Annotated in this window: 13 protein-coding genes; 9 read left to right on the top strand and 4 right to left on the bottom strand. The window is 71.8% G+C overall.

Going from position 1 to position 13,078, the window contains the following annotated elements:
* Positions 1-122 precede the first annotated feature (122 nt).
* Positions 123-1,928, bottom strand: coding sequence for an AMP-dependent synthetase/ligase (locus ACFWQG_RS12580; RefSeq protein ID WP_378507943.1), 1,806 nt, complete (start codon positions 1,926-1,928; stop codon positions 123-125).
* A 116-nt stretch (positions 1,929-2,044) separates the two neighbouring features.
* Here ACFWQG_RS12580 and ACFWQG_RS12575 point away from each other — a divergent pair, with 116 nt between their 5' ends.
* The 6 genes from ACFWQG_RS12575 to ACFWQG_RS12550 all read left to right on the top strand — a co-directional run bounded on the left by ACFWQG_RS12575 (position 2,045) and on the right by ACFWQG_RS12550 (position 6,329).
* The gene (locus ACFWQG_RS12575; protein WP_378507942.1) at positions 2,045-2,437 is read left to right on the top strand and encodes a polyketide cyclase / dehydrase and lipid transport; all 393 of its coding nucleotides are present in this window, start codon (positions 2,045-2,047) and stop codon (positions 2,435-2,437) included.
* Between the two features lie 34 nt (positions 2,438-2,471).
* Positions 2,472-2,909, top strand: a complete 438-nt coding sequence (locus ACFWQG_RS12570; RefSeq protein ID WP_378507941.1) for an SRPBCC family protein — start codon at positions 2,472-2,474, stop codon at positions 2,907-2,909.
* Positions 2,910-2,938: 29 nt separating this feature from the next.
* Complete coding sequence (locus ACFWQG_RS12565; RefSeq protein WP_378507940.1) at positions 2,939-4,183, top strand: ArsA family ATPase; 1,245 nt, start codon at positions 2,939-2,941, stop codon at positions 4,181-4,183.
* A complete protein-coding gene (locus ACFWQG_RS12560; protein ID WP_378507939.1) occupies positions 4,180-4,560 on the top strand; it encodes a hypothetical protein in 381 nt (126 codons plus the stop codon). Before ACFWQG_RS12565 ends, ACFWQG_RS12560 begins: the two co-directional genes overlap by 4 nt.
* Positions 4,557-5,531: an ROK family protein gene (locus ACFWQG_RS12555; protein WP_378507938.1), complete on the top strand. Its 975-nt coding sequence runs from the start codon at positions 4,557-4,559 to the stop codon at positions 5,529-5,531. Before ACFWQG_RS12560 ends, ACFWQG_RS12555 begins: the two co-directional genes overlap by 4 nt.
* Positions 5,532-5,627: 96 nt before the next feature.
* Positions 5,628-6,329: a lysophospholipid acyltransferase family protein gene (locus ACFWQG_RS12550; protein ID WP_378507937.1), complete on the top strand. Its 702-nt coding sequence runs from the start codon at positions 5,628-5,630 to the stop codon at positions 6,327-6,329.
* 15 nt (positions 6,330-6,344) lie between these two features.
* On the opposite strand, the gene ACFWQG_RS12545 is transcribed toward ACFWQG_RS12550, so the two are convergent.
* Positions 6,345-7,649 carry a glycosyltransferase 87 family protein gene (locus ACFWQG_RS12545; protein WP_378507936.1) on the bottom strand — a complete coding sequence of 435 codons (1,305 nt, stop codon included), beginning with the start codon at positions 7,647-7,649 and terminating at the stop codon, positions 6,345-6,347.
* A 63-nt stretch (positions 7,650-7,712) separates the two neighbouring features.
* Between ACFWQG_RS12545 and ACFWQG_RS12540 the strand changes: the two genes are divergently transcribed.
* The 3 genes from ACFWQG_RS12540 (at position 7,713) to ACFWQG_RS12530 (ending at position 10,566) form a co-directional block, all read left to right on the top strand.
* Positions 7,713-8,201 (top strand): polyadenylate-specific 3'-exoribonuclease AS, encoded by a 489-nt coding sequence (locus ACFWQG_RS12540; protein WP_378507935.1) that lies wholly within the window; start codon positions 7,713-7,715, stop codon positions 8,199-8,201.
* An 81-nt stretch (positions 8,202-8,282) separates the two neighbouring features.
* Positions 8,283-9,668 (top strand): class II 3-deoxy-7-phosphoheptulonate synthase, encoded by a 1,386-nt coding sequence (locus ACFWQG_RS12535; protein ID WP_378507934.1) that lies wholly within the window; start codon positions 8,283-8,285, stop codon positions 9,666-9,668.
* 139 nt (positions 9,669-9,807) lie between these two features.
* Positions 9,808-10,566, top strand: a complete 759-nt coding sequence (locus tag ACFWQG_RS12530) for a VOC family protein (protein WP_378507933.1) — start codon at positions 9,808-9,810, stop codon at positions 10,564-10,566.
* A gap of 19 nt (positions 10,567-10,585) precedes the next feature.
* Here ACFWQG_RS12530 and ACFWQG_RS12525 read toward each other — a convergent pair whose 3' ends face one another.
* Both ACFWQG_RS12525 and pknB read right to left on the bottom strand, forming a co-directional pair.
* Positions 10,586-10,987: a hypothetical protein gene (locus ACFWQG_RS12525; protein ID WP_378507932.1), complete on the bottom strand. Its 402-nt coding sequence runs from the start codon at positions 10,985-10,987 to the stop codon at positions 10,586-10,588.
* Positions 10,988-11,053: 66 nt separating this feature from the next.
* Positions 11,054-13,066 (bottom strand): Stk1 family PASTA domain-containing Ser/Thr kinase, encoded by a 2,013-nt coding sequence (gene pknB / locus ACFWQG_RS12520; RefSeq protein WP_378507931.1) that lies wholly within the window; start codon positions 13,064-13,066, stop codon positions 11,054-11,056.
* Positions 13,067-13,078 lie beyond the last annotated feature (12 nt).

Below are 13,078 nucleotides of genomic sequence, written 5' to 3'. Positions count from 1 at the left end.
CCCCGAGTCGTTGATCGCGTTGGCGATGCTCAGTCTCGGGGGTGACCCGCCTCGGTTGCCGACTCTGGTGGACCCACGGATGCGTCAGTAGAGCCAAAAATCACGCACGGCGGCGGAGCCGATTAGCCGTAGATGGCCTCGATCTCGGTGCCGCGGTTCTGGTGGATGATGTTGCGCTTGAGCTTGAGCGTCGGGGTGAGCTCGCCGGTCTCCTCGGTGAAGTCGAGCGGCAGGATCCGGTACTTCTTGATCGCCTCGGCATGCGAGACGAGCGTGTTGGCCTCGGCGATCGCGGCGTCCACCTCGGCGACCAGGTCGGGGTCGGCGAGCAGGTCCTCGATGCTGGATCCGGCGGGCTTGCCGTTGCGTTCGACCCAGCCCGGCCACGCCTCCGGGTCGATCGTGATCAGCGCGCCGATGAACGGCTTCTGGTCGCCGACCACCAGCGCCTGGCTGATCAGGGGGTGCGCCCGCAGGTGGTCCTCGAGACCGGCGGGGGCGACGTTCTTGCCGCCCGCGGTGACGATGATCTCCTTCTTCCGGCCCGTGATGGACAGGTAGCCCTCGGTGTCGAGGGAGCCGAGATCGCCGGTGTGGAACCAGCCGTCGACGATGGCCTCCCTCGTCGCGGCCTCGTTCTTCCAGTACTCGGTGAACACCACCGGGCCCTGCAGCAGGATCTCGCCGTCCTCGGCGATCCGGACGGCGTTGCCCGCGAGCGGCTTGCCGACGGTGCCGATCTTCTGGTGGCCGGGGGTGTTGACGGTGATCGCGGCGGTGCTCTCGGTCAGCCCGTAGCCCTCGTAGATCGTGACGCCGAGGCCGCGGAAGAAGTGGCCGAGGCGGGCGCCGAGCGGTGCCCCACCGGAGATGGCGAGCTGGCACTGGCCGCCGAGGGCCGCCTTGAGCTTGCTGTACACCAGCTTGTCGAAGACGGTGTGCTTGAGATTCAGCACGAACCCGGCGCCGCCGGTGTCCTGCGCCTGGCTCCACCGCACGGCCACCTCGGCGGCCAGGTCGAAGATCTTGCCCTTGCCCTCGTTGTGCGCCTTCTGCTGAGCGGTGTTGAAGACCTTCTCGAACACCCGCGGCACCGACAGGATGAAGTCCGGCTTGAACTCGCCGAAGGTGGCGACGATGTTCTTGGTGTCCGAGGTGTGGCCGACGGTCGCGCCCGCGTTGAACGCGGCAAGGCTGACCGCCCGCGCAAGGACGTGGGCCAGCGGCAGGAACATCAGGTTCCGCCTGCCCGGCTGCAGCAGCTCGCCGAACCCGGACGTCGCGATCGCCTGCGACTCGGCGATCAGGTTCGAGTGGGTGAGCATGCAGCCCTTCGGGCGGCCGGTGGTGCCGGAGGTGTAGATCAGCGTCGCCGGGTCGGCTGCCTGCAACGCGGCGGTCCGCGCTCGAACCTCGTCGTCGGCGATCTCGGCGCCGCGTTCGACGAGGGCGGCGACGGCGCCAGCGTCGCCGTCGGCCGGCTCGATGCGCAGGACCGCGCGCAGCGTCGGGAATTCGTCGGTGACCCCGGCGACGGTCTCGGCGTGCTCGGCGGTCTCGACGATCAGCCCGACCGCGGCGGAATCCTCGAGGATCCACCGAACCTGGTCCGCGGACGAGGTCTCGTAGATCGGTACGGTCACCGCGCCCGCCGCCCAGATCGCGAAGTCCAGGATCGGCCACTCGTAGCGGGTCGAGGACATCATCGCGACCCGGTCGCCCGCCCGAACACCGGACGCGACAAGGCCCTTCGCGACCGCGGTGACCTGCTCCGCGACCTCGCTCGCGGTCACGTCGGTCCAGGTGCCGCCCGTCAGCTTCTTGAACACCACCAGGTTCGGTGTCGCGGCGGCGTGGGCGAACACCGCGTCGACCGCGGATCCGTCCGCCGGAACGGCGAAGTTGAGCGGGACACTGAATTCACGCACGTGAGGCCTCCGAACCTGCGAATACTGACGAGTAGGTATTACTCGGGGTCCACTCTAAACCTTGCGGGATGCGACCTGCGCCACGTCCGTGGCGGCCGATATGTGAAGCTGTCCGGGTGAGCAGCATTCAGGTCGCGGACCAGACCTTCATCGCGGCGGCACCCGAACGGGTCGCGGCCTGCCTGTCGGCGCAGGCGAAATGGGGTCGCTGGTGGCCGGATCTGCGCCTGCAGGTGCAGGAGGACCGCGCGGAGAAGGGGATCCGGTGGACCGTTGCCGGCGCGCTGACCGGCACCATGGAGCTCTGGCTCGAGGCCGAACTGGACGGCACGATCGTGCACTACTTCCTGCACGCCGAGCCGGCCGGGGTGCCGCCCGAGAACGTTGCGGCACTGGACCTTGCCGGCATGAACCACGCGCGCAGGCTCGCGGGCAAGGTGGTCACCTTCGAGGCGAAGCGGGAGCTCGAGGCGGGACGCGCCGCGGGAGAGTCCCCGCTGGCCCGGTGACCCCGGAACAGCCATAGGAAAGGAACGTTCCGCCATGGCCGAGAAGACCGAGAGGTCGATCACGATCGCCGCGACAGCGGAGCAGGTGATGGACGTGATCGCGGACCACCGCGCCTACCCGGAGTGGGTGGCGGCCGCGAAGTCCGTCGAGGTCGTCGAGGCCGGTCCGGCAGGGCGGGCCCGCCGGGTTCGCTTCGAGCTGGATGCGGGCATGGTCAAGGACACCTACGTGCTCGAGTTCGCGTGGGCCGCGGACGGTCGATCGGTGTCGTGGGAACTCGTCGAGGGCGAGATCCAGCGGGCGCAGTCCGGGTCGTACACGCTCGAACCGCAGGCCGACGGTTCCACCCTGGTGACGTATCGGCTGACGGTGGACCTGACGATTCCGATGATCGGACTGTTCAAACGCAAGGCGGAGCGGGCGATCACGGACACCGCGCTCACCGAACTGAAGAAGAGAGTGGAGGGCTGACGCCGCGGGAGGACGACGCGCACCCGCGGGTGCGGTTCGTCGTCGGGAAGGGTGGGGTCGGCAAGTCCACGGTGGCGGCGGCAACTGCGCTCGCCTTGGCGCGCACGGGTTCTCGGGTGCTCGTCGTGTCGCTCGACCAGGCTCATTCGCTGTCCGAGGTGCTGGGTGTCCCGCGCAGTCCGGGAACCGCGCAGGACGCGATCCGCGACGTTCCCGGTGTCGGGGCGGTCGGCGCCGTCGAGATCCTCGAACTGGACACCCTCGCCGTGCTGGAGCAGCGGCTCGCGGTCGCGGCGGCGCTGGTGCCGTCCGGGCCCGACCACGACCATGGCTTGACGCTGCCCGAGCCGGAGGAGTTGACCGCGTTGCCCGGCGCGCAGGAATTCGTTGGGCTCGCCGAGGTCACGACGCTGGCGGGGAGCGGCGACTGGGACGAGGTGGTGGTCGACTGCCCGGCCACCGCGGACACCGTGCGGCTGTTGACCGCCGCCGATCTCGTCGCGGACGGCGTCGAGCGGATCTGGCCACGGCACGCGCGCGCCACGATCGGGGCGGGGGCCCAACAGTGGCAGCTGCTGGCGGCGTTGCTTGCGGACTGGCTCGTCGACGCGACGGCACCGATCCGGGCGCTGCTCGGCGACCCGGACCGGGCCGGGGTGCGGTTGGTGGTCGAACCGCGGGCGGTGGCGGTGGCGGAGGCGCGGCGAACCGTGACGGCGCTGGCACTGCTCGGCCTCGAACTTGACGACGTCGTGGTGAACGGTGTTGTCCCGCAGGATGACTCCGCAGGGAGTCGGATCCCGGACTCGGTGGCCGCCGAGTGGTTGGCGCGCAGGGGGGCGGCCCAGGCCGCCGCCCTCACGGGTCTGCGGGCCGCGCTCGCGGACTTACCGGTCCACGTCGTGTCCGACCGCGGTGACGACCCGGTAGGGTGGGACGCTCTCGGCGCCCTCGCCGACGACCTCGCCAAGGCCGCTGTCGGTGCCGCGACGTCGCGGGGCGGGTCCCGGGCCGAACACGGATCGAGTGTCGAACACGAATCGGGGGTGGGGGTGGACTCGGTGTACGCGTTGCGAGTGCCGCTTCCGCTCGTCGACCCGGCGTCAATCACCCTCGGCCGGATGGGCGACGACCTGCTGATCGGCGCGGCCGGGGTGCGTCGACGGATGCCGCTCGCGTCGGTGCTGCGCCGCTGCGAGGCGGTCGGCGCCGACGTCGAGGACGACCGGCTCGTGGTGCGATTCCGCCCCGACCCCGAGGTGTGGCCGCAGTGACCGACGATCACGCGGCCGTGATGGCCGAGTTGCGGGCGTTGGCGACCGCGGCCATGGACCGCATCGAACCGCTACTCGAACGCGCGCTTGAGGTCGCGGCCGCCGTCGCGGAGCCGGACCCCGACGCACCGGCGGACCCGGGCGCCGGGTGCGGCTGGTGCCCGGTGTGCGCGCTCGTCGCGCTGCTCCGCGGCGAATCGCACGAGCTGCTGACACTGGTTGCCGCGCAGGTCGCCGCGCTGCTCACGCTGGTGCGGACGCTCCTCGACGAGCACCGTCCGGAGCCGTCCGAGGAGGGACCGGCCGCCGACCCGACACCGAATCGGCGCGCATTCGTGCCGATTCGGGTGCAGACCCGGGACAATCCCGAGGCATGAGCGAGCACACACCGCGGCCGGGAACCGGCCCGACCATCGGGATCGACGTGGGCGGCACCAGCATTCGCGCCGCGGTGGTCGACGCGGCGGGGCAGGTCCTCGACACCGCGCAGGCCCCGACCTCCCGATCGGTGTCTGCGCTGCAGGACGCCCTCGACCGGACCGTGCGAGAGCTGATGTCCCGCAACGACGTCGACGCGATCGGTCTCGCCGTTGCCGGGTTCGTGTCGGAGGACCGGACGAATCTGCGGTTCGCGCCGCACCTGCCGTGGCTGGACACGCCGGTCGCTCGCGAGCTGAGCGAGCGCGTCGGCCTGCCCGTCGTGCTCGAACACGACGCCAACGCGGCGGCGTGGGCCGAACGCCGGTTCGGCGCGGCGACCGGCGCTGGCACCGTGGTCACGGTGGCGATCGGCACCGGCATCGGTGCCGCGCTGCTGATCGATGGCCGCCTCTACCGCGGCAGCTACGGGGTGGCGCCGGAGCTGGGGCACCTGCAGGTGGTGCCGGACGGCAGACCGTGCTCGTGCGGCAAACGCGGCTGCCTGGAGCGGTACTGCAGCGGAACGGCCCTGGTGGACACCGCGATCGAACTACTCGCCGCGGATCCGTCGGGGTCGACGGTGCTCGCCGCGGAGGTGGCCCGCGACCCGGGGTCGCTGACCGGGCGGCGCATCGCGGGCGCCGCGCGGGACGGCGACCGGGTGGCGATGCTGGCGATCGCCGAGTTCGCGCGGTGGCTCGGCGTCGGCCTGGCCACCGTCGCCGACGTCTTCGACCCCGAGCTGATCGTGATCGCCGGCGGCGTCGCGAGCTCGGCCGGACTGTTCCTCGACGACGCCCGCGAGCACTATGCGCGGACGCTGACCGGTGCCGGGCACCGGCCGCTGGCGCGGATCCGCACCACCCAGCTCGGTGAGGCGGCCGCGATGATCGGTGCGGCCGACCTGGCGCGCTCGGCCCGCCGGTAGCGGCCAGCGGGCCGCGGCGGCACCCGCGGGCGTCCGGTGTGGCCGGTCGCACGGCTCGTCGGTACAGTTCGCGGGACAACAGGCTCGGGAGGCGTCGTGTGGTACTGGCTGTTCAAATACGTCCTTCTCGGGCCGATCCTCATCGCGCTCGGCCGCCCCAGAATTGAAGGGGCGGAGCATCTTCCGCAGACGGGTCCGGCGATCCTGGCGAGCAACCACCAGGCGGTGATGGATTCGTTCTATCTGCCGTTGCGGGCGCCGCGGCGGATCACCTTTCTCGCCAAGAGCGAATACTTCACCGGGACCGGGCTCAAGGGTCGATTCCAGAGGTGGTTCTTCACCGCCGCCGGCCAGGTGCCGATCGACCGCACCGGCGCCGACGCGGCGGCCGATGCTCTCGCGGCGGGCCTGCGGGTGCTCGGTGACGGCCGACTGCTCGGCATCTACCCGGAGGGCACCCGGTCCCCGGACGGGCGGCTGTACAAGGGCAAGACCGGGATGGCCCGCCTTGCCCTCGCCGCGGGGGTGCCGGTGATCCCGGTCGCGATGATCGGGACCGACACCCTCAACCCGATCGGATCGCGGTGGCCGCGGCCGACGAAGATCGTGATCCGGATCGGCGAGCCGATCGACTTCACCCGATTCCACGGGATGGCGGGCAACCGGTTCGTCGAGCGCGCCGTCACCGACGAGGTGATGTACAAGCTGATGAAGCTCTCCGGGCAGGAGTACGTCGACGTCTATGCCGCGGGCCTGCGGTCGGCGCAGGCCCGGCCCGGCGGCGACCGGACCGGGTGACGCCCGACGGCACCGTCAGGCGACCGGGACCGGCGCGGCGGCGGGCCGATCGACCACCGCGGCGGCCGCGACCCGCGGAAGCCGGACGAGCGCGAGCAGCACCAGGGTCGCCACCGCCCACCACACGTACGACGACGCGAGCAGCTGGTCCACCAGCGACCACCCGAGCCCACTGGTGCGGCCCGGCGTGAGCCGCCAGTGCGGCGCGATGACCATCAGCGCGACCCCGCCGAGTGTCCACCCGGTCCACATCGCCCGCTGCCCCGGCGTCAGCGGGCCGCGGCCGAGCGCCAGGTGACCGCACGCCATCAGCAGCGGCACCACCCACACCCAGTGATGCGACCACGACACCGGTGACGCGAGCAGGCCGAGTAGCGCGGTCGCCGACAGCGCGAGCACCGGATGCCCCGCCGACAGCGCCCGACGGATCGCGACCACCGCGACCACAAACAGCACCGCGCAGCACACCAGCCACACCACGGACCGCGCGGACCCCTCCAGCCCGAGGCGGGCCAGCATGCCGGTCAGGGACTGGTTGGCCGGGTACGCGGGCCTGCCGATGCGGTTCGAATCGAGCAGCGTCTCGGTCCAGTACTGCCTGGCGTCGGAGAAGCACAGCACGAAGCCGAGCGCGGTCCCGGCGAGGAACCCGACACCGGTCATCACGGTGGCCCGAATGTCCTTGCGCAGCAGGAAGTACAGCACGAAGACCGCGGGAGTCAGCTTGACCGCCGCGACGAGGCCGACCAGCAGGCCGCGGGGCCACGGCGTGCGCGGCAGCAGGCAGTCCGCCGCCACGGCCGCCATCAGCAGGAGGTTGACCTGCCCGTAGTCGAGGGTGGAGTACACCGGTTCCAGCAGCAGGGCACCGGCGAAGATCGCCGGGACCGTCCACACCGCGACCCGGCGATCGATCACCCCGAGCGTGTGCAGGGTGAGCGCGACGGTCCCCGCGAGCGCGGCCAAGGACAGCGCGGTGAGCACGGCGCTCGCCGCCTCGAGGCTGATCGTCGACAGCGGTCCGAACACGATGGCCGCGAGCGGGGGATAGGTGAACGGCAGCGTCGATCCGAGTGCGGTCGGGGGCATCGCGCCGTACAGGGCGGCGCCGTTCGCGAACGCGGTGCCGCCGAGCCGGTACACGTCCAGGTCGATCCGGTAGTAGGCGCCAAGATCACGCAGGCCCGGCAGCCCGACCAGGTTGTACGCGATGCCCGCGGCCGCAGCGAGGAGGATGCCGATCCGCAGCGTCAGTCCCGCCGGGGTGCCCGCGTCGGGAAACCAGGTCCGGGTCGGCGGTCGCTCGGGGGTCGGCAGCACGTCAGTCCTTCGGGTCGGGGGCGGTCGTGTCACCAGTGTGCCGGGCGCATAGGGTTGCCCGTCGTGCGCTACTTCTACGACTGCGAGTTCATCGAGGATGGTCGCACAATCGACCTGGTCTCGATCGGTGTGGCGGCCGAGGACGGCCGGGAGTTCTATGCCGTGTCGACCGAGTTCGATTCGTCCCGGGCGGGGAAATGGGTGCGCAGCAACGTCCTTCCCAAGCTGCCGCCGCAGACGTCGCCGGTGTGGAAGAGCCGCGATCGGCTGCGTGAGGACCTGCTCAAGTTCCTGATCCCGCGACCCGGCGTGGTTCCCGAGCTGTGGGCATGGGTCGCCGCCTACGATCACGTCGCGTTCTGCCAGCTCTGGGGCGACATGACCGCGCTGCCGCCGTCGCTGCCGCGGTTCACCAGGGAACTCAAGCAGTACTGGGAGGACGCCGGGCGGCCCGCGATCCCGGCCGCACCGACCGACGCCCACGATGCCCTTGCCGATGCCCGGCACAACCTGGCGAAGTTCGAGGCGATCCGTCTCGCGACCCGGCGCTGACCGGGCCGGGCAGCGGTCACGGTAGGGCGTCGATCACACCCGGCCGTGACCGCCCACCCGCGGACCGAATATCCTGGATCGGTGAACTGGACCGTCGACGTGCCGATCGACCGCTTGCCCGAACTCCCGCCGCTGCCGGTGGCGCTCCGACAGAGGCTGGACGAGGCGCTGAGCAAGCCCGCCGCGCAGCAGCCGTCGTGGCCCGCCGACCAGGCGGCCGCGATGCGCACCGTCCTCGAGAGCGTCCCGCCGATCACGGTGGCCAGCGAGGTCGAGGACCTGCAGGCGCAGCTGGCGTCCGTCGCCCGCGGCGAGGCGTTCCTGCTGCAGGGCGGCGACTGCGCGGAAACCTTCGCCGACAACACCGAACCGCACATCAAGGGCAACATCCGCACCCTGCTGCAGATGGCCGTGGTGCTCACCTACGGTGCGTCGCTGCCGGTGGTGAAGGTCGGCCGGATCGCGGGCCAGTACGCCAAGCCGCGGTCCTCGGACACCGACTCCCTCGGCCTGCTGTCCTACCGCGGCGACATGGTCAACTCGCTGGTCGCAGACGAGGCCGTCCGCGTGCATGATCCGTCCCGGCTGGTCCGCGCGTACGCCAACGCCAGCGCCGCGATGAACCTGGTTCGCGCGATCACCGCCGCGGGCGAGGCGGACCTGCACCGGGTGCACGACTGGAACCGCGCGTTCGTCGCCTCGTCCCCGGCCGGTGCCCGGTACGAGGCGCTCGCCGCCGAGATCGATCGGGGCCTGCGGTTCATGGACGCCTGCGGGGTCGTCGACCCGAACCTGCAGTCCGCGAAGATCTTCGCCAGTCACGAGGCCCTCGTCCTCGACTACGAGCGGGCGATGCTGCGTCTCGACGAGACCGGGGATCACCCGAAGCTGTACGACCTGTCGGCGCACTTCCTGTGGATCGGCGACCGCACCCGCCAACTCGACGGCGCGCACATCGCGTTCGCGGAGCTGCTCGCGAACCCGATCGGCCTGAAGATCGGCCCGTCCACGACGCCGGACATGGCCGTCGAGTACGTCGAGCGCCTCGACCCGACAAACAAGCCCGGCCGGTTGACGCTGATCTCCCGGATGGGCAACGGCAAGGTCCGCGAGCTGCTGCCCGCGATCATCGAGAAGGTCCAGGCCACCGGCCATCAGGTGATCTGGCAGTGCGACCCGATGCACGGCAACACCCACGAGTCGTCGACCGGCTACAAGACCCGGCACTTCGACCGGGTCGTCGACGAGGTGCAGGGCTTCTTCGAGGTGCACAACGCGCTCGGCACCCACCCGGGCGGCATCCACGTCGAGCTGACCGGCGAGAACGTCACCGAGTGCCTCGGCGGCGCGCAGGACATCTCCGACGTGGACCTGTCCGGCCGCTACGAGACCGCCTGCGACCCGCGGCTGAACACCCAGCAGTCCCTGGAGCTGGCCTTCCTGGTCGCCGAGATGCTGCGCGGCTGATCCCGCCTCCGCCCGCGTGCGCGGCCCGCCCCGGCCTGGTCCGGGGCGGGCCGCGGTGCGTTCCCCGGTCGAAGGTGTCGCACCCCGCGGCTAGGGTCGCGGTGATCGATGAATCCACACCGAGAGTGAGGCACGCATCATGAAGATCACCGAACCGCAGCTCGGGGCGCCCTGCTGGGCCGAACTGGGCACCACGGACGTGGCGGCGGCGGGCGCCTTCTACGGCGCACTGTTCGGCTGGACCGCGGAGCAGAACCCGAATCCGGAGGCCGGCGGCTACACGATGCAGTTGCTTGGCGGCGACCCGGTCGCGGCGACCAGCCCGCTCCAACAGCAGGGCCAGCCCGTCGGCTGGACGGTGTCGATCGCGGTCGAGGGCGCCGACGCCACCGTCGCGGCGGCCACCGCGGCCGGGGCCACGGTGCTGGCAGGCCCGATGGACGTGTTCGACCTCGGCCGGTTCGCGGTGCTCGCCGACCCGACCGGGGCGGTGATCTCGCTGTGGCAGCCGCGCCGCTTCGCCGGCGCGGCCCGGTTGAACGAGACCGGCGCGCTGTGCTGGATCGAACTGCGCACCCGCGACACCGCCGCCGCGCAGCAGTTCTATACCGAGGTGTTCGGCTGGACCGTGAACGCAGGCGGCGGGTACACCCAGTTCGGGGTGGACGGCGCGGACTTCGGCGGGATGATGGCGATGGGTGCGGACTTCCCGGAGGCAGTCCCGCCGCATTGGGCGCTGTACTTCGGGGTCGACGACGTTGACGCCTCCGCGGCACGGGCCACCGAACTCGGTGGCGCCGTGCACGTGCCGGGCACTGACATCCCCGGCACCGGCCGGTTCGCGATCCTCACCGACCCGCAGGGCGGCGGGTTCGCGATCTACACCCCGGCGACCTGACCGGGGGCGGGGCGACGGCTCAGCTGCCGGTCTCCCACAGCGGGTACACGTAGTGCCCGGGGCCGCCACCCGGCAGTGCCGAACCCGAGACGTTCGGTGCGTTGAACGGCAGCCGCACCAGCTCGTGCGGGTTCCCGTCCCGGTCGGCCTGCCAGCAGCCCGTCAGCACGCCGTGGAACGCGGTGCACACGATGCGGGTGCTCGTCCCGTACGGGGAGGTGAGCCGGTCCTTCGCAACGAACGGGTTCCAGTACTCGGGGTTGTCCGGGGTGAGGAAGTCCTTCGTATCGAACGGCACCGACGGCGACGGGTAATCGGGGATCGGCGGCCAGGCATCGGCGGCGTTCGCCACTCCGGGGGCGGCGACGAGACCCGCGGCGACGACGGCGGTGACGGTGAACGAACGCAGGCGCACGGGCATCGGGACTCCTCCGCTGGGTGTGTCCTTGATGTCGCGGCCGCTGGCCGGCGCGTTACCGGCGCGGGGTCAGGGCAGCGCGGTGAGGGTCACCGTGCTGCCCGGCTCGACGCGGGTTCCGGATCCGGGGGACTGGGTGATCACCAGGGACCGGTCCGAATCGGCCATCTGCCGCACCTGCACGTCGAGGCCCAGCCGGACCAGTTCGTCCCTGGCCGAGCCGACCGAACGGCCAAGCATCGACGGCACCTTCACCCCGGTGGACACGGTCAGCGTCACGCTGGATCCGGCGCCGACGCTGGTGCCCGCCGCCGGGTCGGTGCCGACCACGTCGCCGGCGTCGACCTGCTCGTCGAACACCGTCCGGGTGTCGGCGACGACGATGCCGAGGGCGTCGAGGTCGGCGCGGGCCTGATCGACCGTCCGGCCCCGAAGGTCCGGGATCTCCACCGGCGGCGAGCCCTTGCTGCGCACCACCTTCACCTGCGATCCGACGGGGAGCACCGTCCCCGGGCCGGGGTCGAGCGCCGCGACCGCACCGACCGGTGCCTTCGTGCTGAACGCCTCGCCGCCGTCGACCGGGTCGAACGTCCGCGCCCGCAACTCGTCCTCCACACCGGCGACGTCGGCGCCGACGGCCAGCGCGGGGACCGCGGGCCTGCCGAGCGACACCAGCACCGCGACCGAGCCGTCCCGCGCGATCCGGGCCCCGCCGTCCGGGTCGGTGCCGAGCAGGGTGTCGACGGGGGCGGTGTCGGAGTACTCGCCGCGGATCTCGGTGGACAGCCCGGCCGATTCGATCGCCGCGGTCGCCGCCTCCCGGGTCATCCCGGTGACGGTCGGGACGGACGTGTAGCGCCCCGAGCCGAGCCACCACCCGCCGACGCCGACCGCGACGGTGAGCAGCGCGATCACCGCCACCCAGATCAGCATCGTGCGCCGGGATCGGGCGCGTTCGGCGGGAAAGTCCGGGAACTGGTAGTGGGCCGGGTCGCGATGGTCCCCGCCCGTCTCCGGTTCGGTCGCCTCCCGACGGGTTTCGACGGTGACGACCCGGGTCGGCTGCGGTGCGCCGTGCTCGACGGCGGGATGCGCGGGCGCGGCGGCGGTGAGCGCGGTGGTCGGCGCGGCGGCAGCGACCTCCGTCGGCGCCGCGGATGCTGCGGCGCCCGCGACCTGCCTGGCCGCGCTGAGGTGCTGGGCGGAGCGGCGGGGTGCGGGCACCCGGTACTCGGGCAGGCCGAGGGCGCGGGCCGCGCCGCGCAGCGCGGCCGCCATCTCGCCTGCGTGCGCGTAGCGGTCGTCGGGGTCGCGGGCGGTGGCCTGCAGCACCAGGCGGTCGAACTCCGCGGGCACCCCCGGGATCGCCGAACTCGGCGCAGGGACGTCGGAGTTGATCCGCTGGTAGGCGATCGACAGGGAGGTGTCCCCGGTGAACGGGGTGCGCCCGGTGAGCATCTCGAACAGCAGCACCCCGGTCGCGTACACGTCGCTGCGGGCGTCGGCGTTGCCGGACGTCACCTGCTCCGGCGACAGGTACGCCGCGGTGCCGAGGATCACGCTCGAGGACGTCGCGTTCGACCCCGCGACCGCCCGGACCAGACCGAAGTCGGCGATCTTCACGTCCCCGGCGTCGGAGATCAGCACGTTCTCCGGTTTGACGTCGCGATGCACCAGCCCGGCACGGTGCGCCACGGCGAGGGCGTCGAGCACCGGCCCGGCGACGGCCGTCGCGGCGTGTGGGGGCATCGGGCCGCGTTCGCGCAGCAGTTCGCGGAGCGTGCCGCCCGCGACCAGGTCCATCACCAGGAAGGCGTGCTCGCCGTCGATGCCCTGGTCGTGCACCGCGACCAGGCCGGGATGGCTCAGCCGGGCCACCGCCCGCGCCTCGAACTCGAACCGGGACAGGAACTGCGGATCCTGCGCGAACTTCGGGTCCATCACCTTGATCGCGACGGGCCGATCCAGGCGCAGATCCATGCCGCGATACACCATCGACATGCCGCCGCGCGCGATCGGGGCATCCACCCGATAGCGTCGGTCGAGCAGCTCGCCGATCAGCCGCTGATCACCCGGACCCACCCGCGGATACCT

The organism is Rhodococcus sp. NPDC058532, from assembly GCF_042719255.1.
Taxonomy (GTDB): Bacteria; Actinomycetota; Actinomycetes; order Mycobacteriales; family Mycobacteriaceae; genus Rhodococcus_G.
This window is presented reverse-complemented; position numbering and strand designations above follow the sequence as displayed.